Consider the following 23,682-nt stretch of genomic DNA (forward strand, 5'->3'; position numbering starts at 1 on the left):
CTCCCCGTGCCAGCTCACCAGCTGTGCGCGGCTGGGACATCCGAGCTCCCGTATGGTTGCCGTGGCCTTGAGGCCGTACTTGATGTAGGGCTCGACCGCCCTTGTCCTCTGCCCAAGGGAGCACGCGCCATCCTCCAGACGTCATCGTCTGGTACGGATTTCCGGTACCACCCCCGGATGGGCAAAAAGAGTTTTCACTCATGAGCGTGCAAATTTTCACGTAAAGGCAGGAGGGCACGCCCGCGCCGCCCCGATTGGGCCATCCTGTCGGCCGTAGGTTCCAAGCTGCGGTTTCACAGGAGGTCGGAAAGGGATGGCGCTGGGCATGCCCCAGATGGGGAGGATGGTGGATTTGAAGGGCCGGGGGTGCTCCCCGTCCGAGACTAAGGCGGTCACGGGCGCCTCGTACCCGACGATCCGCAAGCACTGCGGGGTGGAGGACTTCTCGCCTAGGAAGCCGGGCGGCGCGGGCAGGCCGTCCAAGACCAACGCGTACGAGGGCGAGACCGCGGCGATGCCCGACTCGGACAGGCGCTGCCACCGCAAGCAGCGCCACACCGCCAAGCGCATATGCGGGCGGCTGGTCGAGGGGCACGGCTGCGACGGCAGCCACTCGTCGGTGCAGCGCAGGGTGCGCGAGATGCGCAGGGGGCGCAGGCAGGCCGCGTCCGACCAGTACGTGAGGCTGAGCTGGGCGCCCGGAGCGCTGCAGGCGGGCTTCGGGCAGGCGGGCTTCGGCTGCCCGTTCGGCGGCGCCGGCGACGGGAGCCTGGTGCGCATGCGCTTCCTCCCGATGTCGCTCCCGCACTCGAGCGACGCCAGGTGCGGGGCCTTCGGCGACGAGAAGGGCGTCTGCGTCTGCCAGGCGCCGCAGGACCTGTTCGAGATGGTCGGCGGCGTCCCCAGGACGGTCGTGCCGGGCAACGCGACCGAGGCCGGCAGGAGATGGCGCGACGTCGTCACCGGGTCGAAGCCGTTCGGGAGGTTCGGGCTGCGCTACGGCTTCGAAGCCAGGTTCTGCAACCCCGACGCGGGCCACGGGAAGGGCAACGTGGAGAACGAGGTGGGCTACATCCGGCGCAACCTCATGACCCCGGTGCCCCCGACCGGCGACCTGCGCGACTGCGACGCGTCGCCCAACGCGGGCCTCGAGGCGCATTCGCGCGAGCGCGAGCACTACGAGAAGGGGCTCACGTGGGCGGGGCCGTCCGAGGCGGACGGGGCGGCGCTCATGCCGCTGCCGGCCGCGCGGTTCGACGTCGTGCACTGGACCACGTGCGGGACCGACGGCTGCGGCAGGGTGCCGCCCGACGATGGCAGGCACCTCTGCCTGGCGTCGCCCGACCCCGCCGACGTCAGGCTCACCGTTGGGATCCGCGCCTCCACCGTCGGGACCGACGGTTTGGACGGCGTCCCGATCAGGGGGCACAGGCGCAGGACCGGCGAGCGGCGCACCCACGACGAGGGCCCGCTGGCGCTGATGGGCCTGCTCGCCCGCAAGACGGGGGCGTTCGGGAGCTCGAGCGTGCGCGCGATGCTCTCCGACGCCTGCGGGGCGCACTTCGACTCGATGGGGCGCGAGGGGCTGCCCTCGCAGACAAGGACGATGGCGCGGCTCGCGAGGGCGCACGGCGCCGACGTGACCGTCGGCGCGTTCGGGGGGGCATGCGGGATCACCGGCGCCACCAGGCCGGCCGGCGTCGGGATGACCGCGGCGAGGATGGCCGCGGGCGGCAGGCGCACGGGCCCCGCCGTCGAGCACGGCACCAGGATGGTCGAGTACGACTCGCTGATCACGAGGGGGACGCGGCATGGCTAGGATGGGCGCGGAGGCGCAGGCCAGGCACGACGAGCCGAGGGGCGTCATGTCGGCCGGAGGGTCGGCGCTCATGTCGAACGCGTCGCTCGGGTTCGTCGCGGAGGCCGCCACCGAGGGCCAGTCCGCCCTCTTCAGGTCGGTGGTCGACAGGGAGTTCGGGCTGCGGCGCGCGAGCAGGGTCGCGAGGCTGGAGAGGGAGGCGGACCTCCCGTTCCAGAAGGGCTTCGACGGGTTCGAATGGGACGGCATCGGCTTCCCGGGCGGCTTCCCGAGGGGCGACGTGCTCGCGCTCTCGTTCGTCGGCCGCCACGAGGGTCTGGTGCTGTTCGGCGGCAGCGGCAACGGCAGGTCGCACACCGCCGTGGCGCTCGGCACCCTCGCGTGCGGCATGGGCATGAGGGTCAGGCTCTTCACGACGTCGGCGCTGGCCAACGAGCTGGACGAGGCGAACTCGGAGGGCAGGGCCACCGAGGGGCCCAAGACGCTCGCGAAAGGCGGCATGACCATGCTCGACGAGTGGGGTTGCCTGCCCACCGACCCCGACGGCGCGCGGCTGCTGTCCAGGGTGGTGTCGATGTGCTACGAGCGCATATCGCTCGTGCTCACGACCGACATCGAGCTCTCGCGTCGGGGCGAGATCCTCGACGACGGCGACATGGCCAAGGCGATGATGGACCGCATGGTCCACCACGGCAGGCCTGTCACCTACGAGCGCGAGGGCTACCGCATGAAGCACGCGCTCGTGCGCGACGATCTGTAAGGACGGCGGCGCGCGGCGGGTTCCGCTTTTTCGTGAAACGTCTCACCCCCGTATGTGAAAAATAATTTTGCACGTGAGTGAAACTAACTATTGACGAAACACATGGGCAGCCACCGTGCCGACGAAGGGGGGCGAGGCACCGGCGGGCATGCCAGCCGCCAGCCCCCTGTCGGGGCTGGGCCCGATGGCCTCGGAGACGACCTTCCCGTCGAGGGGGCCGGTCATGGGAGAGAGGCAGGCCTTGGGGCCCGAGGGCAGCCCGAGCCCGCTGATGTCGGTCGAGAAGACCTTGCCCGGCACGGGGCAGCAGAACCCGTGGGCGTCCTCCGCCTTGCCGGGCAAAGGCGGGTCGGGGGCACAGGCACGCCCCTCCTCCCCCTCGCAGGGGCCGTGGTGCCTGCCCTTCGCGGACGTCTTCGCGACGAGCCCGCACTCGCGCATCACCTTGCGCACGACCTTCTCCGAGACGACGGCGCCCAGCTCCCGGATCCTGGCCCAGACCCGCTCGGAGCCGAAGGTGCCACGGGACTGCGCGAGCGCCGGGGTCACGAGCGGCCCGGGCCAGGCGAGCCCGTCGCCTCGGGCGAGCGCCCCCTCCCGTAGTGGTAGGTGCTCCTCGAGAGGCCCAGCCCGCGGAGCAGCTCGGACAGGCCGAAGGCGTTCCCGGGGGCGCCGACGACCATGGCCCTCTGTTGAAGTCAAGATAGATTTCACCAGACTAGACAGCGAACCGCCCCCATCCGCACCAACGTACATTCGCCAGTCCCGTCACCGCGGGGCGCCGGAATCGGCGACCACTGCCGGCGAGGCCCTGTCCTGCGGCGCGAGGTCCTTGGTCCTGTAGGACCTCCCCGTCATGCGTACCAGGTGGCAGTGGCGGCAGAGCCTGTCCGCTATCGCCGACGCCACGACCGGGTCCCCGAAGACCTTCGCCCACGACCCCATCCCCACGTTGGCCGTCACGATGGCCGACCTCCTCTCGTACCTCCTCGAGGTCAGCTGGAACAGCAGGTCCGCGCCCTGCTTGTCCACGTCCGGGTAGCCCACCTCGTCGACGATAGGCAGCGACGGGTGGGCGTAGAGGCGCAGCCGCCTCTCCAGCTGGCCCTTGCCCGCGGCGTGCGCGAGGTCCGAGACGAGGCGCCGGCAGTCGGTGAAGTAGGTGGGCTTGCGGGCGCGGATCGCCTCGACCCCCAGCGCCACGGCGATGTGGGTCTTGCCCACGCCGGGGCTGCCGACGAGCACGACGTTCTCGTGGCGGTCGAGGAGCCCCAGCGTCGCGAGGTCCTCGACCACACCCCTGGGGACCGACGGCTGGAACGAGAGGTCGAAGTCCCTGAGAGCCTTCACGTGGGGGAGGCTCGCCTTCTCGACTCTCCTGTCCAGGTCGCGCTCCCTCACGGCGGCGACCTGCGCGCCGGTCATCTCGAGCAGGGCCTCGGGGAACGGCTTCGCGCCCGTCGCGACCAGCCTCGAGTACTCCGGGGCGGAGGAGGCCATCGCGTCGAGGCCGAGCTCCCCCAGGTTGCCGCGCATGCGCTCCGGCACGCTGCCCTCCGGGCCGGTCACGACCCCTCGCCCCCTCCGGGCCCGCCCAGCAGCTCGAGGTTGCGCCTGGCCTGCGCCTCTATGTCCGCGTCGCCGCCCCAGCGCTCGTCCGCCACCGCCTCGGCGCAGTCGCCCTCGCGGTAGGCTACCGGCCCTCCCGGGGCGGCGGCGTCGTGCGCCGCCACGAGCCCCCCGCCGTCGTAGGCCCTGAGGCGCCCGCCCGGCTCGAGCAGCAGCCTCACGCGGCGCCCCATGCACCCCCTCGGCACCGGGAACTCGCGCCCGGCGCACCTGACGAGCATGGTGGCGGGCACCACCTGCCACGGCACGCCGCCCACCAGCGCCGAGGGCACCGACTCGCGGGGCATGGGCCCCAGGGCCCCCCTCTCCCTCCGGAAGAGCGGCTCCGGCGGCAGGCCGGTCGTGCGGTTCGGCTCCTCGTTGCTCCTCGCGCGCACGCGCGCCATCGCGCGGTCGAGCCCCTCCCAGCCCTCGAAGTCGCCCTCGCAGGCCCCGAGGCGCGACAGGAGGCGGCTCGCGCCCTCGTCCCTGCCCTTGGTCTGCGGCGTCCTGGGCCGGCAGAGCGCGAGCCCGAGGCCGGCCTCGCGCGCGAAGGCGGCGACGCGCCCGTCCCGCGAGCGCCTCCCGTCGCCGCCGAGCGTCGCGACGGCCGGCACGTTGTCCGCGAGCCGCTGCCGCGGCACGCCGCCCAGCCAGCGGATGTCGTCCGCCATGCAGGCCAGCAGGTCGTCCCTGGCCCTGGCCGGGGACCGCACGCAGTGGTGCATCCGGGACCATCCGAGCGCCGAGGCGTACGCGTCGAAGCGGCACCCGCGGCCGGAGCGGTCGCGCATGGTGACGCCCTCCTTCCAGTCGGACTGCAGCTGCTCGCCGGGCGCCGTCCCGAACCTGGGGTGCGCGTCCGGCGCGCCGCCGCGCCCGACGGCTATGCCGCGCCCCCTCAGGTGGCTCGTGAAGGCGTTGTGGCCCGGGACCGGCGGCTCGTCGCCCGCGTGACGCTCGAGCAGCAGCTCGTGGGTGCCCTTGGCCGTGGCTCCCGGCAGCGCCGCCTTCTCCTCGATCTCGTCGCGGCAGCGGTCGAACCCGCTTTGCCGCCCGTGCCTGCCGTCGTCCGGCGAGGGCCCGCCCCCGTTCCAGTACTTCGAGACGGTGTGCCCGTCCGCGCCGTACCTCCTAGCGACCTCCGAGAAGTTCGGCTTGACGCCGCACTCCCTGTCCGCGTTCACCCCAGCCATGAGGTTCCTCTCCAAGGCCCCCACCCCTCTCCGTCGTCGGTTCGGGGCTGAGCCTAGTTGGTAAAGGTGGTGAAACCACGCTGGTTTGGCTGGCGCATCCGCGCTGGTCGGATTGGGGCGCGTGTTGGTCAATCTGGTGAAACCTAAGCTAGCGCTATCACCCTCTCCCGGTTGCCCATGTCAGACACGTCGGCGCCTGGGCCTTTCTTTAGTGTCTCGGCCTTCTGCCCGAGCACGGCGTCCCTGGGCCCGAGGGCGCGTGCGCGCCTCCTGAGGCCGTCGACGTCCTCCTCGGGGCCCCGGCAGGGGGCGCCGCGGGCTCCCGCGGGTCCTCCCGGGGCTCCCGTGCCTGCTCGCCCGGCGTCTCTGGCCCGAGCCCTCCCCCTTCCATCCTGCGCCCCCGGTTCCCTGTGGCCTGGGGGATGACATCGAAGGCGCCGGCGACCTCGCGGACGCCCGCCCCCGCGGCGGGCATCGCCAGCGCCGCGAGCTTCTCTGTGGTCGTGTGCAGGACAATCCCCTTGCGGCTGGCGCCGGCCGCGTCGTCCCCCTGCGCCCATCTGGCTACCGTGCCGCGGCTGATGCCCGTGACACGAGCGGTCTCGCTGAACGTGCCCGTCTCGGAGAGCACGCAGGGCGCCCACCGCCTGTCTTCATCAGAATACATTAGGCCCAGACCCTTCCGTTGGAGACCATATGTGTGGTGTCCAACTTTTGGTCCGGGCCCCCGTTATTATTTGTCTCGTAGATTTTGGACGGTTACGGCAGGCCAAGTGTCCGGAATCCACGGCTCGATCCCAGCTCCCCGCACTCTAGCCTTGGGATTCCGCCACACAAACGGGACCCGACAACCGTCGGGCCCCGCCGCTTTCGCCACTATTGGCAACAAGCCTTACTTGGAGAGAAGCTCCTCGACATCGAGGGCGATCATGTACTCCTCGTTGGTGGGGACGACAAGGACCTTCACCTTGGAGTCCGGCGTGGAGATGACGCGCGGGTCATCCGAGCGGACCTCGTTGGCCCTCTCGTCAATCTTGACACCGAGCCACTCGAGCTCCTTGGCCACACCCAGGCGCATCCCAGCCGAGTTCTCGCCGATACCGGCCGAGAAGGCCATGGTGTCAAAGCCGTGCATGGACTGCGCCATCTCGGCGATGAGCTGGGAGGTGCGGTAGTAGAACATCTCGAGTGCCATCTGGCAGTTCTTGTCGCCCCTCTTGGCACCCGCCTCGATGTCACGCGAGTCGGACGAGACCGCAGAGAGCGCGAGCAGGCCGGACTGCTTGTTCATCATGGCATCGACCTCGTCGATGGTGTAGCCGCCCTCGCGCACCAGGTAGCAGACGGTCGCCGGGTCGATGGTGCCGCAGCGGGTACCCATGATGAGGCCGTCGAGCGGCGTGAGCCCCATGGTGGTATCCATGTCATGCCCATCTTGGATGGCCGATAGCGAGGCGCCGGAGCCAAGGTGGCAGGAGACGAGCTTGTGGACGTCACCGTTGAGGAACTCGTTGGTAGCGCGCCAGATGTAGCGGTGGGAGGTGCCGTGGGCACCGTACTTGCGAACATGCAGCCTGTCGACCACGTCTCTTGGGAGGGCGTAGCGCCATGCCTTCTCAGGCATGTTGTGGTGAAATGCGGTATCCGGAACGATCACATTGCCGATGGCGGGAAACATCTCGCGACAGATCTCGATGACGTCGGCCTCGGCATAGTTGTGAAGCGGTGCGAGAGGCGCAACCTCGCGTACCCAACCAAGTGTCTCGTCGGTTACAGCCTTAGATGACGGAAAGTACCAGCCACCCTGAACCACGCGGTGACCAATGCCCTCTATCTTGTCCGTATCAAAGCCGGCATCACCAAGGATCTGAAAAACATATGTGACAGCAGTCTTGTGGTCGGGCAGGGCCACCTCGAGCCTCTGCTTCTCGCCGCCACGCTCCTCATGTCCAACAAACGAGCCGTCGATGCCTATGCGCTCGCAGTTGCCCTTCGCGTAGACCTCACGGGTTTTGGTGTCGAGCAACTGGTACTTGAGAGACGAGCTGCCGGCGTTGATGACAAGAACGTTCATGAGTCTCCTCTCGGAAGGGGCGCACCCCGATTAGGCACAGAGCAATGGCCATGATAGCGCCGCACGGGCGCAATACCACCCAAATGGTCGCCACACGTACGGAAGGTGCAGAATCCTCCCGAAACGGCAGCACTTGCGCATTGCCGCCCGCGTGTTGCCGCTAGGCCTTCTCGTCCAAGAAGAGCGTTCTCTCGACAAGCTCGCAGGCAATGTCGATGCAGCGGGGGCACGGGCAGAGAACCACGCCGGTCTCGCGCCCCTTGAGGTCGCGGCAAGCCGTGGCGCCAGCCTCGTGCGAGAAGTCCGACACCATCTTGCGCGAGAGCGCATAGGTAGAGCCCTTGCTTGTGGGGTGCGCAAGGTCGGCCGTGCTGTTGACAAGACCCGCCAGCATGCAGGCACCGGAGAGCGCACCGCACGTGCCCTCCATGCCGCCCATGCCAAGCCCCAGCCCCTCGCACGCCTTGAAGAGCGCGGCCTCGTCCATGCCCACAAGGTCGGCATAGGTGCAGGCGACGGCCTGGGCGCAGTTGTAACCCCGTGCGTGACGCTCGGCGGCAAGCCCGCTTCTGGGCCCCACGCTACTTCCCCTCCCCTGCGTTGGGGTCGAGCTTGCGACCGCCAAGCACGTGCACGTGCAGGTGGTGTACGGACTGCCCGCCGTCGTCACCGGTGTTCGTGATGCAGCGGAAGCCGGTCTTGTCGATGCCGGTCTGCTCGGTCACGACCTTCACGGCATGCGCGATGGCGGCCAGCGTCTCGGCAGGAACGCTGTCGGTGATGTTCTCGTAGTGCTCCTTGGGCACCACGAGCACGTGCGTGGGGGTAAGCGGGTTGATGTCCGGGAAGGCGACGACGAGGTCGTCCTCGTACAGGAAGTTGGTGGGAATCTCCCCGTTGGCAATCTTGCAGAAGAGGCAGTCTGACATGTCTTCTCCTTCACTCATGATGTGCGAGAGACCAGCGGTCCTGCATGCGCAGGCCCCCTCGCAGGGGTTTACTCGTTGAGGTAAGCCGTAGACGGGGCTGCGGTGGTATCTGTAACGGGGGCATCCTCGTCGGTTGCGTCGAGAAGCACGCGCACCTTCTGCTCGGCGTTGGCCAAGCGCTCCCTCAGGCTCTTGAGGAGCTCGACGCCCCTGCTGTAGCGCTCGAGCGACTCCTCGAGCTCGAGGTCTCCGGCCTCAAGCGAGCGCACGATCTGCTCAAGCTCGACGGAGGCCTCCTTAAAGCTCAGGTCCTCGACGTTCCTGGTGTCTGTGGCGTTGTCCCCTGCCATGGTGGCCTTCCTTTCTCGCGGCATCACCGCGCGTTCTTGATGTTTCCGACGGCGCCTCTCGCGCCGGCTCTCGTAATCTAAGAGGTGGTGCCCCCAACACTGGTCACCGTTGCCCCCAGCTCCCCTTCCCCGAGAAGAACAGAGATGCTTTCTCCGACCCCTACCTGGGCTGCATTGGAAAGCACGTGCCCCTCGGCATCACGCGCCAAGGCATAGCCGCGACCGAGGACCCTCAGCGGCGAGAGGGCGTCGAGCGTCGCGGCATAGTGCGCGACAGACGTCTGGTGCGGGCGCAGGAGCGCCTTGCCGGCAACGGCAAGGCGACGGGCGTCATCTCTCACGCGCTCCCGCGAGCGTGCAAGTGACTTGGGGATGGCGGCGTGAAGGCGCTCCCCGGTGAGATCGAGCGTGCGACCGCGGTCATCGAGCATTGCCATGGGGTCGGTGAGGCAGCGGCGCGATGCGAGCGAGTCCACACAGGCCGCAAGGCGAGAGACATGCGCCTCTATCGACCGGGCCGCTCGTGCCCCAAGAGCGCCAACCGTGGTGGAATCCGCCTGGAGAATGGCCGCCATGGCGTTGCCCAAGCGAACGCCACGCTGGTTGATGAGGGTCTCTATCTCGTTCATGGCGGGAGCGACAGACTCTGCTGCCGCCGTGGGCGTGGAGCAGCGACGGTCCGAGACCATGTCGCAGATCGAGGTGTCCGGCTCGTGCCCGATGCCCGTGACCACAGGCACGGGGCAGGCCGCGACGGCGCGGGCAAGGGCCTCGTCATTGAAGCACATGAGGTCCTCGAAGGAACCGCCGCCACGCACGAGCAGGATGGCGTCGGGGCGGGAGCCCGCCGCGACAGCCAAGGCGCGGATGATGGTTGCGGGGGCATGCTTCCCCTGCACGGCACACCCCACCGCGTCTATCTGGACCAGCGGATTTCTCCTCCGCAGCGTGCGCCTGACGTCTTCGATGACGCTTCCCGAAAGCGACGTAACCACGCAGACCCTCGTGCAGAAGGCGGGAATGCGGCGCTTTCTCGAAGGGTCCATGAGGCCCTCGCGCTCGAGCTTGCGTGCGAGCTCTGCCACCTGCTGGCGAAGAAGCCCCTCCCCCGCCACCGTGATGCTCTTGGCGACAAACGAGAGCTTGCCCGTGTTCTGGTAGACATCGAAGGCCCCCACCATCTGGATCTGCAGGCCATCGCGCAACTGTGCGCCCGACGTCTCGACAAAGTCCTTGTAGACGCCGCGCCAGGCAATGGTCGACATTGATGCCGTGGCATCCTTGACCTCGAAGTAGCAGTGACCGGAGCGTGCGTTGGGGCCGCGAAAGCCGCTCACCTCGCCCATGACAACCATGGTGGGAATCTGCGCCACCTGCCCCTTTGCCACCTGCACCGCCTCGGTCACCGAGAGCGGTTCTTCTTTAGTGCCCGACATGGGCTAGCTCCTCCTATCGTTGCGACCGATGAGATAGAGCAGTTGGACCACCGAGACGAGCGCCGCGGCAACGTAGGTGAGAGCGGCTGCAGTGAGCACCTCTTTGGCTCCCTGGCGATCAATCCCCTGGCCGTGCGTCTCGAGAAACTGGACGGCACGATAGGATGCGTTGATCTCTACAGGGAGGGTAACCAGCTGGAAGATAACGGAGAAGGCAAAGAGGACGATGGCGAACTGCACGAGGCCGGCAATATTCAGGAAGACGCCAGCGAGAAACACCAGCATCCAAGCGTTTTGCGAGAAGTTTACAACCGGCACCAGTGCCGTACGGACGCGCATGGGCCCGTAGTTCTTGGCTCGCTGTACCGCATGGCCAGCCTCGTGGCATGCCACGGCGACGGATGCCACAGAACCTCCGCGCATATTCTCGTTCGAGAGGTGCAGGTTGTTGTCGCGTGGGTCGTAGTAGTCTGTGAGATGGCCGGAAACCGAAGCGATGCCCACGTTTGAGGCGCCACCCTCGTCGAGCATCTGACGCGCAACATCTGCCCCGGTACCCTCAAACGAGGCGTCGACCTTAGACCACCGCGCATACTTGCGCTTGATGTAGGACTGGGTGGCAAGACCTAGGGCTAGCGACAACAGCACAATCGCGTAGTAAGCGAAGTCAATCCCGTAGTAGTAATAACCCATGTGAAAAGCTCCAATCATTGGGGGCCGTGGGGCATATGTACCCAAGGCCGTCCGGTACCAATGATGATACCGGAGCCGCGCGACACAAATTACGCGATAGGCGGGGCTGGTTGGAGTTGGCTGGCAATTCTTCGTCATCGTGCGTACGCACGATTGAGCTGCCCTGCCAGCCAACGCCCATGGGACTCCATGCGGCAGAGATCGTGCACAAAAACGCCTTATCGAACGACTTTTTCTGATCCGCTGCATAAAAACGGTCTATCGCAAGACGACTTTCGCGATACTTTATCAATAATTAAACTACAGTTCCATGAATGTGCATATTTTGGTAATAACATGCACATTCATGGAACTGTAGTTTAATTATTGATAAACGTACTCGGAAAGGACCTTACGATATCGCCTTTTCATGCAGCGAGAGCCGAAATTCCCTTCGATAGGGCACTTTCATGCAGGCGCACGCGACATCTGCCCTCATTAGCCGCCCTCACTCTTTGGGAAACGCTATCTCGTCCGCGTCGGCAAAGCGGGCAGGGGCGTCGGAGCAGGGCTGATACGAACTCATGCTGTCGACCACGATGTTACATGCCCCAGGAAGAACCTTGGCCCGGTATTCGGTGACACCAGAGCTTGCCACGTCGCCGTCTATCTCGAGCGGCACGTGGCGCTCGGTGCGCACCGTAATCTCACGGCCTCGGAAGAACTCCAGGTGCGGGCGGCCAATGGACTTGCCCGACCTGTCAACAATGCCCGAGAAGAGCGGGCGAAGCATCTGCGCGGCGTCCTGTGTCTCTATCACAATGACGTCGAGAAGCCCATCGTCCATCCTACAGTCCGGCACAATCTGGATGTCGCCCTGAATCATGGCATTGTCTGCCACCATGCAGGAGATTCCCCTTCGGTGGTACTTCTGACCATCTACAACAATCGTGAATTCCTCAACGGTGGGCCGGGGGTTTGCGAACGCAGCAGCAAAGTAGGCGGCCTGTCCCATAGCGGCCTTCTTGGGCAGGGCGGCCTCCATAAGCCGAGCGTCAAAGCCCGTGCCAGACATGATGCCAGACCCCCTCACATGCTCGTTGCCCCGCTCGTCAACCCAAGAAATCTCGGCAAGGTCAACGCTTGCGGTGTGGCCAACGCGGCATGCTCGGGCCAGTGCCGCCGGCTCCGGCGCGTTGCCAACATTTGCGAAGAGCAGGTTCGCCGTACCCGAGGGAAACACGCAGACGGGCACATTGCGGTTGCGGAGGGCATACAGCAGCCCCGTCACCGAGCCATCACCACCCGAGAGTACGCAGATGTCAAAGTCATCAGCGTCACCCACAACATCCTCCGGGACGAAGTCCGGTGCAAGCACACGGAAGGTGCACTCGTCTCCAGCGTGAACGAGAGCACGCTCGAACTCGAAGATGGCATCGGACCCAAAGCCCGACAACGGGTTGTGGATGATGACACTGCGCATGATGGTCCTCCCCGGTCCCCCAACAAGGGATAGCATGTATCATGTTCCGGGCACCGGCCCCCGCCGGGCCACAGTCACATGGTAGACCATCGCCATTGCCTTTGCCTAACACCTTTGAGCTGGGAGAGTCGAGTGTACATATCCACAAGCGACGAACTGAGGTCCTTCTGCGAGCGAATTGGGAAGGAGCATGTCATAGCCGTGGACACGGAGTTTCTCCGTGAAAGGACCTACTACCCCAAGCTTTGCCTCGTGCAGGTTGGCACCATCTCTGAGATTGGCGCCATCGACCCCATCCTCATCGGGGATCTCTCGCCCTTGGCGCGCATCTTTGCCAACGAGCGTGTCACCAAGGTGTTTCACGCCTGCGGACAGGACCTCGAGGTCATTCTCGATGGCATGGGCGTAACCTGTACCTCGGTCTTTGACACGCAGGTGGCGGCAGCCTTTCTGGGCATGCGCCAGCAGGTGAGCTACGGGTCTCTCGTCGAGGCCTACGCGGGAGCGAGGCTTCCCAAGGCAGAATCGCTTACGGACTGGTCACGCCGCCCTCTCGATCCCGAGCAGCTCACCTATGCCGAAGATGACGTGCGATACCTGCCTGCCATCTACGGCCGCATGATGGAGCAACTGATCGAGAAGGACAGGCTTGCCTGGGTGCAGCCCGAGATGGCCGAGGTAGCCAACCCCTCCCACCTGCGCAGAGACCCGCGCGACGCCTATCTGAGGCTCAAGCGCTCGGGTTCCCTCACGCGCCGGCAGCTCGCCATCGCGCGTGAGGTCTGTGCCTGGCGTGAGCAGACGGCAGCAAGTCATGACATCCCCCGCAAGTGGGTCCTCTCGGACGAGGTCGTCGTCGAGATTTGCAAGCGCGCACCGCATACCCGCGACCGTCTGCGCAAGATCCGTGGGGCAGACCAGCTTAACGAGAAGGACGTGCATAACCTTCTCGGGATGGTGCGCGTCGGCGAGAACGTCCCCACCTCGGACTGCCCGCAGCAGGAGCGCCATACGCACCCGTCATCGGAGCTCGAGAGCGTCGTGGACCTCATGAACGCCCTGGTAAGGATCGTCTCCGAGAGGACCGGCATCGCAACGCAGCTCATCGCCACGAGAGATGACCTCGTGGAGTTCGCCCAGGACAGCTCGAAGTCAAGGCTCGCAACAGGCTGGCGCCACGAGCTTGCCGGCAGGCAACTCGAAAGCCTGCTCAAGGGCTCGGTGGGCCTCACGGTGCGGGACGGTCACCTCGAGGTCATCTAGGCTAGGTCGTGCACCTTAAGGCTACGCCTCGTCATCTGCGGGGAAGCGGATGCCGCACTGTTCGCGAGCCGCATCCATAATGCCAAGAGACACCAGCGTGACGTCGCCCCACATGTCAGCGTGCCCCCGAGCAACGGCGTCACCGGACACGGCACGGCAGAAGTCATCCAGCTCGCAGACCATGTCGTTCTCGGGGTTCTCGACGACGACCGTGCGCTCGCTTCCGCCGACGGTCCCCCACGTAAGCCCTTGGTCCACGTGCTCGACCACCCTCAGGTGGCAGGGCTTTGTGATGTCATCAAAGACGAGGGAGGCTCTCTCGCCTTCTATCTGACACGGTGCAAGGTCATCGGATATCTTGCCAAACGAGATTGAGACCACCTTGTCCCCATATCCCAAAAGCATTGCCCCGGCAAGGTCAATTCTCTCATAGGGGGAATCTGCCGGCTCGCCAGGAACTGGTGCCGTAATGAGAGACGCCTGCACCGTTTCCGGATGTCCAAAAAGCGAAACGGCTGGCTCCACGCAGTAGACGCCAATATCCATGAGCGAGCCCTCGGAGAGCCGCGGGTCAAAGACGTTCAGGCGCTCTCCGGCACGAAGCCGCTTGATGCGAGAGGTAACTTTCGAGAAGCCCCAGTGAGCAAGACGGATCTCGTCAAGCTCGGGGAGCGTCTCGACAACGGCCCTGAAGCCGGGCGTGTGAATGGAGCGCATGGCCTCCATGCAGACAACGCCGTGCTCAGAGGCCGCGTCAAACACCCCTCGCGCCTCGCGGGCATTGGAGGCGAGGGCCTTCTCGACCAGCACGTGCTTTCCGGCCCGCACCAAGGCGAGCGCCTGGGGAGCATGCAGTCCGTTGGGAGAGCTCACATAGACGGCATCGACATCGGGATTGGCACACAGATCGTCGAGGGAATCGAAGGCGAGGCCCCCGCCATGCTCGCGCGAGAACGCCTGTGCCCGAGAGAGGTCCCTCGAGTACGCACCCGCGTACACGGCCCCGTCATAAGACGCAAGCGCATCGAGGAATCGTCGGGCTATCCCGCTCGTTCCAATGGTTGCGATACACACCTTGCTCTTGCCTGTCATGGGGCGCCCCTTCCCTCAAGCCTTCGACAATTGGATTCTAGAGCAGGAGTGGTGCAGATGCGCCCTCAAAGCCCTACGCGTGAGCGGATTCGCCGACCGGCACATCAGCCACAGGGCCAGCAAACCCAAGGCACGATTGCACCGCCTGGATGACCGTCTGGGAAAGCTCATTCTCGCTCATGCTTCGCTCCCCAAAAAGCCAGCTCGCCAACAGCGAGACGATTCCGCCGGCGGCAAAGTCGACGGCACATGCGACCCGCGATGATACCGATGCCGTAACCGGGGAGGACGCAGCCGAGGGGCCACTCAGACGAGCAGAGAGTTCGCGCCGGAAGCGCTCGGAGAGTAGCGTGCGCACGGGCGTATGCGCAAGCGAGCCAAACGCTGTGGCGCTGTCTGATGCAAGGGCCTTGAGCTGCGACAGCACCTTCGAGAGCCCTGCCGGCGTGTTCACATCACCGGACGACACGATGCCAGAGACCTCCTCAACGGCGTCGTCCTCGATTTCCTTCAGAACCGCGCGCACGCTTGGGTAATGCGCGTAGAACGTCTTCTTGTTGATGAGAGCCCGGTCGGCGACGTCCTTTGCGGTGATGTCCTGGGTTGGCTTCTCGGTAAGCAGCAGCACAACGGCAGAGCGTATGGCGGCCTGCGAGCGCTTTACGCGAAGATCGATATGCCCCCTGAGCTTTGTGCCCATATTGCTCACCCCTCGAATACGATGCCATATTGAGCGAATGCAACGCTGCTTCCAATAGTATACTTATTTCCAGAATTGGAAATAAGTTAGCCGTCCGGATTGAGGGAGCCACGCGTGGATTCTACCCCAGAAGCGATACGCCAACGTTACGAGGAGCTCGCCGCACCAACGCTCGCAGCTCCGCGCGTGGCGCTCATGGCTGACTATGTGCAGCATGGCGAGACCACCACGCTCGAGCATGTAGCCGCCGTCTCCTACCTGAGCCTGGCTCTTGTGCGGACGCTCAACCTTACCTGCAACGAGCGGGCCCTCGTGCGCGGGGCACTTCTCCACGACTACTACCTCTACGACTGGCATGACCACCAAGCGGCCCCCGACGCGTGGCATGGCTTCACACATCCGCACCATGCGCTAAGAAACGCCGAGCAGGACTTCCCCGACCTTACCAACCTCGAGCGAGACATTATTGCCCACCACATGTTCCCCCTCGTGCCGTCACCGCCACGCCACATGGAGGCGTTCGTGGTCTCTCTTGTGGACAAGGCCTGCTCGACCGTCGAGGTCTTCGCCAAGCGGCCATGGTCTAAGAAGTTGCATGGAGGTGTGGCATGCTAGCCCACGCCAGGTCGGCCATCGAGGCCCTTGCCATAATGCCTGCGCTCGATCTTTCAGCCTTCCACCTTGCCATCCTTATACTCTCTATGACCACCATCTCGATTGGCGGCTGGGTCTGGGAGACCATCTACTGCTCCATCGTGGAACGCCGTCCGGTGCGCCGGGGCTTCCTCTTTGGCCCGAGCTGCCCCATATACGGTTCGGGCGCCATCATCGTCTACGCACTTCTCGGCCACATCGAGAGTCCGTTCGTCGTCTTTGCGGCGGGCGCGGTGCTGGCTACCGCTATTGAGTACGCCACAGGACGCGTGCTGGAGAAGCGCTTTGGCAGGCGCTGGTGGGACTACACCGGCTGGCCCCTCAACTATCGCGGGCTTATCTGCCCCATCGCCTCGGCACTTTTCGGCTTCTTCTCAGTGCTCGTGGTCTTTGCCATAGAGCCGCAGCTCATCCTCTTTTTCTCATCCTGGGGAGAGTTCGCATGCGAGGCCGCGGCAACGGCGTGCCTCGTGACATACGGTGCAGACACGGCGCTCTCGTCCTTTGTGCACAGCGCCAGTGGGAATGACGGAAGGATCACACTTAGACGCTAGGTCGAATTGCTGCTAAGGTGGGGTGACCAACTACCATACCGGAGGCAGCATGTACTCATTTGACAGCAGGGTGCGCTACAGCGAGTGTGACGAGAACGGCGTTCTCGCGTTGGTGCCCATGATGAACTACCTGCAAGACTGCTCTACTTTCCAGTGCGAGGCCAAGGGAAGGGGCATTAGGGAGCTTCGCCGCGACCACCTCGGCTGGTTTGTGACGTCTTGGCTCATTGAGATAAGCTCACTTCCCCGCTTCTGCGACACCATCACAACGAGCACCTGGTGCTATGGCATGAAACGGCTCCAGGTGGGACGCTGCTTCGAGGTTCTGGGAGCAGATGGAACGCGTCACGTATGTGCGGACTCCCAATGGTATATGTACGACTTCTCGCGGGAGCATGTCATCACCATCCCGGATAGCGAATCGGTCTATCTGGAGGGTGACGAACGCCCGAAAGACCTCCCGCAGATCTCTCATCACCTCAAGCCCCAAGGCGAAGGCACGCCCACATCCGCAATCGTCATCACCGAGCAGCACCTCGACACCAACCGTCACGTGAACAACGCCGAGTACGTGCGCTTTGCCCTTCTTGCCGCGGGCGAGTTGGGGCACGCCATGGACCTTGCGAGCCTCGAGGTGCAGTACCGCGCCATGGCTCTTCTCGGCGACACGCTGCAGCCGGTGGTCTATGGCGGCGGCAGCGAGGTCACCGTGAGCATTGACGGCGTGGACGGCAAGCCCCGCGCCATCGTGAGGATGGAGGGGCGCGCGTAATGGCCGAGCAGGACGAGAACACATCCACGATACACGTGGCGGCAGCCATCATCCAGCGAGACGGGCGCATCCTGGCGGCACGCCGCGCGCATGGCATGGACGGCTGGGAGTTCCCCGGTGGCAAGGTCGAGCAGGGCGAGACGGGCGAGGAGGCCTGCCGCCGCGAGGTCATAGAGGAGCTTGGCTGCAAGCTCCAGGTCATGTGGCCTCTTGACACGCTGACGTATGACTATCCTGAGTTTCACCTGGTCATGGACTGCTTTGTGTGCACGCTGGCACCAGACGCAGAGCCCAAGGCCAAGCCTGGAGTGCACAAGGAGCTGCGCTGGCTTGGGCACGGGGACCTTCTCGATGTGGCGTGGCTGCCAGCAGACCAGGGCCTCGTCCAGACACTGGGGCTCGCCTGGGACCAGTTCATGGAGTCGGAACACCTGTAAGGGCAAACCTGCCCATACGCCACCACACAGAGGAGGGAAACCCATGAGCAAGGCAGACGACATCTTCGTCGACATGTGCACCGATATTCTCGACCACGGCACCACGACCGAGGGGCAAAAGGTTCGCCCGCACTGGGAAGACGGGACGCCGGCCTACACCATCAAGCGCTTTGGCATATGCAACCGCTACGACCTGCGCGAGGAGTTCCCCGCCATCACGCTACGTCGCACGGCACTCAAGAGTGCGATGGACGAGGTTCTCTGGATCTACCAGCGCAAATCGAACAACGTCCACGACCTCCACAGTCACATCTGGGATGAGTGGGCAGACGGGACCGGTTCTATTGGCAAGGCGTACGGCTACCAGGTGGGCAAGGTCTCCCACTATGCCGACGGCGACTACGACCAGATGGACCGCGTCTTAAAGGACCTGCGCGAGAACCCCTATTCGCGCCGCATCATGACCAACCTCTACACCTTCTCGGACCTCTCCGAGATGCACCTGTACCCTTGCGCCTATAACGCCATCTACAACGTGACGCAGGAGCCCGGCGAGAGCCGTCCCACGCTCAACATGCTCCTCGTACAGCGGAGCCAAGACGTGCTTGCCGCCAATAACTGGAACGTATGCCAGTACGCCATTCTGCTCATGATGGTGGCACAGGTATCCAACATGAACGCCGGTGAGCTGGTGCACATGATTGCCGACGCCCACATCTACGACCGCCACGCACCCGTCATTCGCGAGCTCATCTCTCGTCCGCGCCTCTCCGCCCCGCAGGTGAGCCTCAATCCCGAGGTCACGAACTTCTACGACTTCACGACCGATGACCTTATCGTCGAGGGCTACCAATGCGGCCCACAGGTAAAGGGCATCCCCATCGCCATCTAGGAGGAACCATGAATGCAATCGTCGCCGTCTGCAGCGACTGGGGCATAGGCTATGGGGGCGAGCTTCTCGTCCACAGCAAGGTCGACATGCACCGCTTTGTTGAGCTGACCATGGGCGGCACGGTTGTCATGGGCAGAAGGACCCTCGAGAGCTTTCCTGGGGGCCCCCTCAAGGGGAGAAGAAACGTCGTGGTCACCCATAACCCAGGCGAGCTCCCCAGGGGCGTGGTGGGTGTGGTCTCCCCCGCCGGTGCGCTCGATGCGGTTGCGGCCGATGACCCCAACAAGGTGTGGCTCATCGGCGGGGAGTCCGTCTACCGAGCGCTTCTCCCCCACTGCTCACATGTCTACGTGACCAAGTTCGACGTCGAGAAGCCCGCGGACGCCTTCTTCCCCAACCTAGACGAGGACCCTGCATGGCACGTCGAGTCCACGGAGCCCGGCGGCACCACCAAGAGCTGCATCCCCTTCACCTTCGTCACCTATGAGACAGGGGGACTGCCCCCTGTCTTATCCCTGCGCTGACGCTTCCTCCGCTGTGCGAATGTCTGTCCCGCCATAGAGCGCCGTGTAGAAGTCATCCGAGAGCGGCGTGTCGACACTCCAGGTACCATTGTCTCCCTTCGTGAGGGAGACCGTGGCCTCCGTAGTGGCAGTGGTAGCGTCTTCGGCATCGAGGCGCTGGTAGAGGTAGTCGAAGAGCTTGTCGACCAGGGCTGCTCGCCCACCCGAGTCAAGGGTCGGCTGCATATCGTCGGTAAGCATCCATGCCTCGAAGTCTGATGCCGCATTGGTGATGGCGTCCGAGAGGACTGCATTGGTGACGCTCACGCTCGCGGTGGCCGCCTTGCCGTCCTCGGCAACGCTCACGTCACCCACCTCATACGAGAAGTGTGAGAGCACATGCCTGTGGTACTCGGCCCCATCAATGCCAAACCCATCAAGCTTGGCTATGGTCGCATCATCGCCAAACTGGGGACTGGGTACGCCGCCATCGACAGGCTTGTCATCGCCCTCCTCATCATCCTCCCTGGGATGCGCGATGGCATCGTAGCCGTCCATGAACTGCGTCACAGTCTCCGTGACCTTCTCAGCATCGCTCTTGCAGGCGGTAAGCAAGAAGCACACGACAAGCGCAAGGGCGAAAACCCCAAGGCACGAGAGCGCTTGGCCAAGCGGGCGGCGAGAATTGCGAGAGACACGCATGTGGAACTCCTTGTGATGCGGAGACATTCCTGAAGGGCACCTGCCAAGCCTAGACGAACAGGCGCGCCCTGCACGCAAAGAGGCACCCAACGGCCGCTGGGTGCCTCGGCTGAGCGCGACAACGACAACGTCTGTGGCGCGGAGGCCTACTCGTAGTCGCTGGCGACGTCAATCCAGTTGTTGAGGAACTCCTCGTTGTCCTTGCGACCACGCGAGAGCTCGGCTGCGGCAACAACGGGCAGCCAGTAGCTGATCTTCTGCTTGGCGATGTCCGCGGTCTTGGAGTACAGGTCGAGGTACTTGTCAGCGGCAGCGGGGAACTCAAGCGTGAGCAGCATGTAGGTCATGGCCGCATCGGCGTCGGGCAGGCCGACGGTGACATGCGTCCAGTCGCACACGAAGAGGTTGCCATCCTCGCCCACGACAACGTTAGTGGGGTTGAAGTCACCGTGGCAGATGGAGCGGCCCTTGCGAAGGCGGTCGGCACGCATCTGCAAATCGTAGCGGGCAGACGGGTCAAGCGACTTGACGCGTCCAATCATGCGGACGATCTTGTCGCACTGGCCGGTGAGCGCCTGTGGGGCGGGCGTGTTCTGGACCTTGACCTGAAGGTCCACAAACGTCTTGAGAAGCTCATCGAACCTCTCGGTACCCTCGGCCTCCTTCATGAGGTCGTGCAGGGTGCGGCCAGGGAAGTACTCGTAGGCGAGGGCCCACGAGCCGTCCTCGACCTGCGACACCTCGAGGACCTTGGGGGTGTTGAGACCCTCGACCTGCTCAATGCGGGCGAGGTTCAGCGCCTCACGAAAGATATCGACAGCGGGCTTGGTGCGCACAAAGGATTTCACAATCCTGTTGCCATCCTTGTAGACAACCTTGTTGTGGCGGCGAGCAAGCTCGACGCGCTCGTCAGAAAGCTGCATGGTGATGCCTCCTAGTAGCCGGATGTGAGATGACTAGTCCTCGTATGAGCTGGCAGGACGGCCGTAGTAGGCGTCGAGGTAGAGCTCCTTTATCTCGGATACGAGCGGGTAGCGCGGGTTGGCGCCGGTGCACTGGTCGTTGAAGGCCTGCAGGCTCATGTCGTCGAGGGTATCAAGGAAGTACTGCTCGTCAACGCCGTACTCGGCAATCGTGTGCTTGACGCCCACATGGTCGAAGAGCCCGCCGATCATCGTGAGGAAGTTCTCGAAGACCTCCTGGTCGTCCCTGCCCGTGGCACCACAGAAGCGGCCGGCCTCGGCGTAGCGGTGCAGCGTCTTGGGGTGGTCGTACTGTGGGAAGGTGCCCATCTTGGTGGGGCGCTCGGCTGCGTTGTAGCGCATGACGCGTCGCAGAATGACTGCGTTGGCCAGGCCGTGCGGAATGTGGTGGAAGGCACCAAGCTTGTGGGCCATGGAGTGGTTAATGCCCAGGAACGCGTTTGCGAAGGAAAGGCCGCCCAGGCAGGAGGCATTGGCCATGTGGTCGCGGGCCTCGACGTCAGAGCCGTCGTCATACGCGCGCGGCAGGTACTGGAAAACGAGCTTCATGCCACGCAGCGCAAAGGAGTCCGTGTAGTCGGACGCCATCATCGAGGCGTAGGCCTCAAGGCAGTGTGTGAGGACGTCAACGCCAGAGGCGGCGGTGAGGCCCTTGGGCTGCGTCATCATGTTGTCAGTGTCGACAATGGCCATGTTGGGCATGAGCTCGTAGTCCGTGACGGGCCACTTGATGCCAGTCTCGGCATCGGTGATGATGGCAAACGGCGTGACCTCGGAGCCGGTGCCCGAGGAGGTGGGGATGGCCACGAAGAAGGCCTTCTTGCCCATCTTGGGGAACGTGTAGACGCGCTTCCTGATGTCCATGAAGTCCATGCTCATGTCAGAGAAGTCCTCGTCAGGGCTCTCGTACATGGACCACATGATCTTGCCGGCGTCCATGGCGGAGCCGCCGCCGATGGCGATGATGCAGTCGGGCTGGAAGGCGCGGAGAAGCTCCTCGCCCTTCTCGGCATCCTGGAGCTTGGGGTCGGGCGAGATGGACCAGAAGGACTCGTGCGCGATGCCCATCTCGTCGAGAGAGGCCTCGATTCTCTTGGTGAAGCCGCTCTCGTACAGGAACTTGTCGGTGACGATGAAAGCGCGCTTCTTGCCGTAGACGTCCTTGAGCTCGCGCAGGGCGACGGGCATGCAGCCCTTCTTGAAGTAGATCTTCTCGGGTGTACGGAGCCACAACATGTTCTCACGCCTCTCAGCCACAGACTTGATGTTCAGAAGGTGCTGGGGGCCGACGTTGCCTGAGACGGAGTTGCCGCCCCAGGAGCCGCACCCGAGCGTGAGCGAGGGAGGCAGCATGAAGTTGTAGAGGTCGCCGATGCCGCCCATGGCGGCAGGGGTGTTCACGAGGATGCGGCAGGCCTTCATGACCTCGGCGTGGTGGGCGATCTTGTCCTTCTCGTTGGGGTCAACGAAAAGCGACGCCGTATGGCCGTAGCCGCCGTCCGCCACGAGGCGGGAGGCCTTTGCGATAGCGTCATCAAAGTCGGTGGCATGGTACATGCCAAGGATGGTGGTGAGCTTCTCATGCGCCCAGGGCTCGGAGGGGTCAACCGAGGCGACCTCGCCGATAAGGACCTTGGTCGAAGGCGGAACCTCGACGCCGGCGGTGGCAGCGATCTTGGTCGCGGGCTGGCCGACCATCTTGGCGTTGACGCCACCGTTCACGATAACGGTGTTGCCAACTTTGGCGATGTCCTCCCCCTGCAAGAAGAAGCAGCCGCGCTTCTGGAACTCGGCCTTCACCTTGTCGTAGACCTTGTCGACCACGATCACGTTCTGCTCGGTTGCGCAGATCATGCCGTTGTCGAATGTCTTGGAGTGGATGATGGAGTTCACCGAGAGTTCGATGTCGGCGGAGTCATCGATGATGGCGGGGTTGTTGCCAGGGCCAACGCCCAGGGCGGGCTTGCCCGAGCTGTAGGCGGCGTTGACCATGCCCGGGCCACCGGTGGCCAGGATGCAGTCGACGGAGCTCATGAGGGCACCGGTGAGCTCAATCGTGGGCGCAGGCACCCAGTCGATAATGCCCTTGGGGCATCCTGCGGCCTCGGCGGCGTCACGCACGATACGGGCAGCCTCGATGGTGCACTTCTTGGCGCGCGGGTGCGGGCTGATGATGATGGCATTCCTCGTCTTGAGGCAGATCAGCGTCTTGAAGATTGCCGTAGACGTGGGGTTGGTGGTGGGGATAACGGCGGCGATGATGCCAAGGGGCTCGGCAATCTTCTTGTAGCCAAACGCCGGGTCGTCCTCGATAACGCCGCAGGTCTTGAGGTCCTTGTACTTGTTGTAGATGTACTCGGAGGCAAAGTGGTTCTTGATGACCTTGTCCTCCATGATGCCCATGCCGGTCTCTTCGACCGCCATCTGGGCGAGAGGAGTGCGTGCCTTGTTTGCTGCCATGGCGGCAGCGTAGAAAATCTTGTCCACCTGCTCCTGGGTGAACGTGGCGAACTCCGCTTGGGCGGCGCGCATCTCCTTGATGCGTGTTGCCAGCGCGTCCACGCTGTCAATGACCGTAGCCTTCTCTGCCATGTTACCTCCATATCCACAATCGACCGACCGATTGGGGCCAGTCGAACCAACAACAAGCAAACGAACGTGAGGTAAAACGTGTTTTGATACATACGGTGCGTCAAGTAAATAGGCAGACGGCTAGCCTTCTCCCCCAAACGCCACTCGACGTCCATATCATACCGCTTACGGTCGATTGTGCATATAGATGAGCACATTGTTTGCCAAAAGG

The 23,682-nt window shown here is 64.2% G+C and carries 26 protein-coding genes; 9 read left to right on the forward strand and 17 right to left on the reverse strand.

The genetic code is table 11. The features are described 5' to 3' along the window. Positions 1–313 precede the first annotated feature (313 nt). Positions 314–1,819 (forward strand): transposase, encoded by a 1,506-nt coding sequence (locus E0E00_RS09105; RefSeq protein WP_130812213.1) that lies wholly within the window; start codon positions 314–316, stop codon positions 1,817–1,819. Continuing rightward, the gene (locus E0E00_RS09110) at positions 1,812–2,579 is read left to right on the forward strand and encodes an ATP-binding protein (protein ID WP_130812214.1); all 768 of its coding nucleotides are present in this window, start codon (positions 1,812–1,814) and stop codon (positions 2,577–2,579) included. The genes E0E00_RS09105 and E0E00_RS09110 overlap by 8 nt, the downstream gene beginning before the upstream one ends. Before the next feature lie 87 nt (positions 2,580–2,666). On the opposite strand, the gene E0E00_RS09115 is transcribed toward E0E00_RS09110, so the two are convergent. The 12 genes from E0E00_RS09115 to E0E00_RS09165 form a co-directional block, all read right to left on the reverse strand. After that, positions 2,667–3,128 (reverse strand): IS3 family transposase, encoded by a 462-nt coding sequence (locus E0E00_RS09115; RefSeq protein WP_165443636.1) that lies wholly within the window; start codon positions 3,126–3,128, stop codon positions 2,667–2,669. Continuing rightward, positions 3,125–3,262, reverse strand: a complete 138-nt coding sequence (locus E0E00_RS14385; RefSeq protein ID WP_165443637.1) for a hypothetical protein — start codon at positions 3,260–3,262, stop codon at positions 3,125–3,127. Before E0E00_RS14385 ends, E0E00_RS09115 begins: the two co-directional genes overlap by 4 nt. An 85-nt stretch (positions 3,263–3,347) precedes the next feature. Continuing rightward, positions 3,348–4,148, reverse strand: a complete 801-nt coding sequence (gene istB / locus E0E00_RS09120; RefSeq protein WP_242622210.1) for an IS21-like element helper ATPase IstB — start codon at positions 4,146–4,148, stop codon at positions 3,348–3,350. Beyond that, entirely contained in the window at positions 4,145–5,383 is a 1,239-nt protein-coding gene (locus tag E0E00_RS09125; RefSeq protein ID WP_130812216.1) for a DDE-type integrase/transposase/recombinase, read from the reverse strand. The genes istB and E0E00_RS09125 overlap by 4 nt, the downstream gene beginning before the upstream one ends. Positions 5,384–5,591: 208 nt before the next feature. Further along, positions 5,592–6,050 carry a hypothetical protein gene (locus E0E00_RS09130; RefSeq protein WP_130812217.1) on the reverse strand — a complete coding sequence of 153 codons (459 nt, stop codon included), beginning with the start codon at positions 6,048–6,050 and terminating at the stop codon, positions 5,592–5,594. A 225-nt stretch (positions 6,051–6,275) separates the two neighbouring features. Next, positions 6,276–7,457, reverse strand: coding sequence for an acetate/propionate family kinase (locus E0E00_RS09135; protein WP_130812218.1), 1,182 nt, complete (start codon positions 7,455–7,457; stop codon positions 6,276–6,278). A 160-nt stretch (positions 7,458–7,617) separates the two neighbouring features. Beyond that, positions 7,618–8,037 carry a C-GCAxxG-C-C family protein gene (locus E0E00_RS09140; protein WP_130812219.1) on the reverse strand — a complete coding sequence of 140 codons (420 nt, stop codon included), beginning with the start codon at positions 8,035–8,037 and terminating at the stop codon, positions 7,618–7,620. A gap of 1 nt (position 8,038) precedes the next feature. Beyond that, positions 8,039–8,386, reverse strand: a complete 348-nt coding sequence (locus tag E0E00_RS09145; RefSeq protein ID WP_130812220.1) for a histidine triad nucleotide-binding protein — start codon at positions 8,384–8,386, stop codon at positions 8,039–8,041. Positions 8,387–8,454: 68 nt separating this feature from the next. Further along, on the reverse strand, positions 8,455–8,736 hold the full coding sequence (xseB, locus tag E0E00_RS09150) for an exodeoxyribonuclease VII small subunit (RefSeq protein WP_207302706.1): 282 nt from the start codon (positions 8,734–8,736) through the stop codon (positions 8,455–8,457). 77 nt (positions 8,737–8,813) lie between these two features. Next, on the reverse strand, positions 8,814–10,172 hold the full coding sequence (gene xseA / locus E0E00_RS09155; protein WP_130812222.1) for an exodeoxyribonuclease VII large subunit: 1,359 nt from the start codon (positions 10,170–10,172) through the stop codon (positions 8,814–8,816). A 3-nt stretch (positions 10,173–10,175) separates the two neighbouring features. Beyond that, a complete protein-coding gene (locus E0E00_RS09160; RefSeq protein WP_130812223.1) occupies positions 10,176–10,865 on the reverse strand; it encodes a zinc metallopeptidase in 690 nt (229 codons plus the stop codon). A gap of 487 nt (positions 10,866–11,352) precedes the next feature. Continuing rightward, positions 11,353–12,327 (reverse strand): diacylglycerol kinase family protein, encoded by a 975-nt coding sequence (locus E0E00_RS09165; RefSeq protein ID WP_130812224.1) that lies wholly within the window; start codon positions 12,325–12,327, stop codon positions 11,353–11,355. A gap of 132 nt (positions 12,328–12,459) precedes the next feature. On the opposite strand from E0E00_RS09165, the gene rnd reads away from it, so the two are divergent. Continuing rightward, positions 12,460–13,590 carry a ribonuclease D gene (rnd, locus tag E0E00_RS09170; protein ID WP_130812225.1) on the forward strand — a complete coding sequence of 377 codons (1,131 nt, stop codon included), beginning with the start codon at positions 12,460–12,462 and terminating at the stop codon, positions 13,588–13,590. Positions 13,591–13,611: 21 nt separating this feature from the next. Here the strand turns inward: rnd and E0E00_RS09175 are convergent, their stop codons facing one another. Both E0E00_RS09175 and E0E00_RS09180 read right to left on the reverse strand, forming a co-directional pair. Beyond that, positions 13,612–14,682, reverse strand: coding sequence for a Gfo/Idh/MocA family protein (locus tag E0E00_RS09175; RefSeq protein ID WP_130812226.1), 1,071 nt, complete (start codon positions 14,680–14,682; stop codon positions 13,612–13,614). 73 nt (positions 14,683–14,755) lie between these two features. Then, a complete protein-coding gene (locus E0E00_RS09180) occupies positions 14,756–15,382 on the reverse strand; it encodes a TetR/AcrR family transcriptional regulator (protein ID WP_130812227.1) in 627 nt (208 codons plus the stop codon). 114 nt (positions 15,383–15,496) lie between these two features. On the opposite strand from E0E00_RS09180, the gene E0E00_RS09185 reads away from it, so the two are divergent. The 6 genes from E0E00_RS09185 to E0E00_RS09210 are packed head-to-tail and all read left to right on the forward strand — an operon-like array spanning position 15,497 to position 19,215. Further along, entirely contained in the window at positions 15,497–15,997 is a 501-nt protein-coding gene (locus E0E00_RS09185; protein ID WP_242622211.1) for a phosphohydrolase, read from the forward strand. Further along, positions 15,991–16,590: a putative ABC transporter permease gene (locus tag E0E00_RS09190; protein ID WP_130812229.1), complete on the forward strand. Its 600-nt coding sequence runs from the start codon at positions 15,991–15,993 to the stop codon at positions 16,588–16,590. The genes E0E00_RS09185 and E0E00_RS09190 overlap by 7 nt, the downstream gene beginning before the upstream one ends. Positions 16,591–16,639: 49 nt before the next feature. Beyond that, the gene (locus E0E00_RS09195; protein WP_130812230.1) at positions 16,640–17,362 is read left to right on the forward strand and encodes an acyl-[acyl-carrier-protein] thioesterase; all 723 of its coding nucleotides are present in this window, start codon (positions 16,640–16,642) and stop codon (positions 17,360–17,362) included. Then, positions 17,362–17,799, forward strand: a complete 438-nt coding sequence (locus E0E00_RS09200; RefSeq protein WP_130812231.1) for a (deoxy)nucleoside triphosphate pyrophosphohydrolase — start codon at positions 17,362–17,364, stop codon at positions 17,797–17,799. Before E0E00_RS09195 ends, E0E00_RS09200 begins: the two co-directional genes overlap by 1 nt. Positions 17,800–17,842: 43 nt before the next feature. Continuing rightward, complete coding sequence (gene thyA, locus E0E00_RS09205) at positions 17,843–18,691, forward strand: thymidylate synthase (RefSeq protein ID WP_130812232.1); 849 nt, start codon at positions 17,843–17,845, stop codon at positions 18,689–18,691. An 8-nt stretch (positions 18,692–18,699) separates the two neighbouring features. Continuing rightward, positions 18,700–19,215, forward strand: coding sequence for a dihydrofolate reductase (locus E0E00_RS09210; protein ID WP_130812233.1), 516 nt, complete (start codon positions 18,700–18,702; stop codon positions 19,213–19,215). Here E0E00_RS09210 and E0E00_RS09215 read toward each other — a convergent pair. From E0E00_RS09215 to adhE, 3 genes are all read right to left on the reverse strand, one after another. After that, positions 19,201–19,896, reverse strand: a complete 696-nt coding sequence (locus E0E00_RS09215) for a hypothetical protein (protein ID WP_130812234.1) — start codon at positions 19,894–19,896, stop codon at positions 19,201–19,203. The two genes, E0E00_RS09210 and E0E00_RS09215, sit on opposite strands and share 15 nt — an antisense overlap. A 146-nt stretch (positions 19,897–20,042) precedes the next feature. Then, entirely contained in the window at positions 20,043–20,819 is a 777-nt protein-coding gene (locus E0E00_RS09220; RefSeq protein ID WP_130812235.1) for a phosphotransferase family protein, read from the reverse strand. Between the two features lie 33 nt (positions 20,820–20,852). Next, on the reverse strand, positions 20,853–23,471 hold the full coding sequence (gene adhE, locus E0E00_RS09225) for a bifunctional acetaldehyde-CoA/alcohol dehydrogenase (protein WP_130812236.1): 2,619 nt from the start codon (positions 23,469–23,471) through the stop codon (positions 20,853–20,855). Between the last annotated feature and the right edge of the window lie 211 nt (positions 23,472–23,682).

The sequence above is a fragment of the Olsenella sp. Marseille-P4559 genome, assembly GCF_900605015.1.
Taxonomy (GTDB): Bacteria; Actinomycetota; Coriobacteriia; order Coriobacteriales; family Atopobiaceae; genus Tractidigestivibacter.

Excerpts from the sequence above, each read along its gene's own strand:
- E0E00_RS09105 (WP_130812213.1), top strand. The coding sequence starts at position 314 with ATGGCGCTGGGCATGCCCCAGATGGGGAGGATGGTGGATTTGAAGGGC.
- E0E00_RS09110 (WP_130812214.1), top strand. The coding sequence starts at position 1,812 with ATGGCTAGGATGGGCGCGGAGGCGCAGGCCAGGCACGACGAGCCGAGG.
- E0E00_RS14385 (WP_165443637.1), bottom strand. The coding sequence starts at position 3,262 with ATGGTCGTCGGCGCCCCCGGGAACGCCTTCGGCCTGTCCGAGCTGCTC.
- E0E00_RS09125 (WP_130812216.1), bottom strand. The coding sequence starts at position 5,383 with ATGGCTGGGGTGAACGCGGACAGGGAGTGCGGCGTCAAGCCGAACTTC.
- E0E00_RS09130 (WP_130812217.1), bottom strand. The coding sequence starts at position 6,050 with ATGTATTCTGATGAAGACAGGCGGTGGGCGCCCTGCGTGCTCTCCGAG.
- E0E00_RS09135 (WP_130812218.1), bottom strand. The coding sequence starts at position 7,457 with ATGAACGTTCTTGTCATCAACGCCGGCAGCTCGTCTCTCAAGTACCAG.
- E0E00_RS09145 (WP_130812220.1), bottom strand. The coding sequence starts at position 8,386 with ATGTCAGACTGCCTCTTCTGCAAGATTGCCAACGGGGAGATTCCCACC.
- xseB (WP_207302706.1), bottom strand. The coding sequence starts at position 8,736 with ATGGCAGGGGACAACGCCACAGACACCAGGAACGTCGAGGACCTGAGC.
- xseA (WP_130812222.1), bottom strand. The coding sequence starts at position 10,172 with ATGTCGGGCACTAAAGAAGAACCGCTCTCGGTGACCGAGGCGGTGCAG.
- E0E00_RS09160 (WP_130812223.1), bottom strand. The coding sequence starts at position 10,865 with ATGGGTTATTACTACTACGGGATTGACTTCGCTTACTACGCGATTGTG.
- E0E00_RS09165 (WP_130812224.1), bottom strand. The coding sequence starts at position 12,327 with ATGCGCAGTGTCATCATCCACAACCCGTTGTCGGGCTTTGGGTCCGAT.
- E0E00_RS09175 (WP_130812226.1), bottom strand. The coding sequence starts at position 14,682 with ATGACAGGCAAGAGCAAGGTGTGTATCGCAACCATTGGAACGAGCGGG.
- E0E00_RS09180 (WP_130812227.1), bottom strand. The coding sequence starts at position 15,382 with ATGGGCACAAAGCTCAGGGGGCATATCGATCTTCGCGTAAAGCGCTCG.
- E0E00_RS09190 (WP_130812229.1), top strand. The coding sequence starts at position 15,991 with ATGCTAGCCCACGCCAGGTCGGCCATCGAGGCCCTTGCCATAATGCCT.
- E0E00_RS09195 (WP_130812230.1), top strand. The coding sequence starts at position 16,640 with ATGTACTCATTTGACAGCAGGGTGCGCTACAGCGAGTGTGACGAGAAC.
- E0E00_RS09200 (WP_130812231.1), top strand. The coding sequence starts at position 17,362 with ATGGCCGAGCAGGACGAGAACACATCCACGATACACGTGGCGGCAGCC.
- thyA (WP_130812232.1), top strand. The coding sequence starts at position 17,843 with ATGAGCAAGGCAGACGACATCTTCGTCGACATGTGCACCGATATTCTC.
- E0E00_RS09210 (WP_130812233.1), top strand. The coding sequence starts at position 18,700 with ATGAATGCAATCGTCGCCGTCTGCAGCGACTGGGGCATAGGCTATGGG.
- E0E00_RS09215 (WP_130812234.1), bottom strand. The coding sequence starts at position 19,896 with ATGCGTGTCTCTCGCAATTCTCGCCGCCCGCTTGGCCAAGCGCTCTCG.
- E0E00_RS09220 (WP_130812235.1), bottom strand. The coding sequence starts at position 20,819 with ATGCAGCTTTCTGACGAGCGCGTCGAGCTTGCTCGCCGCCACAACAAG.
- adhE (WP_130812236.1), bottom strand. The coding sequence starts at position 23,471 with ATGGCAGAGAAGGCTACGGTCATTGACAGCGTGGACGCGCTGGCAACA.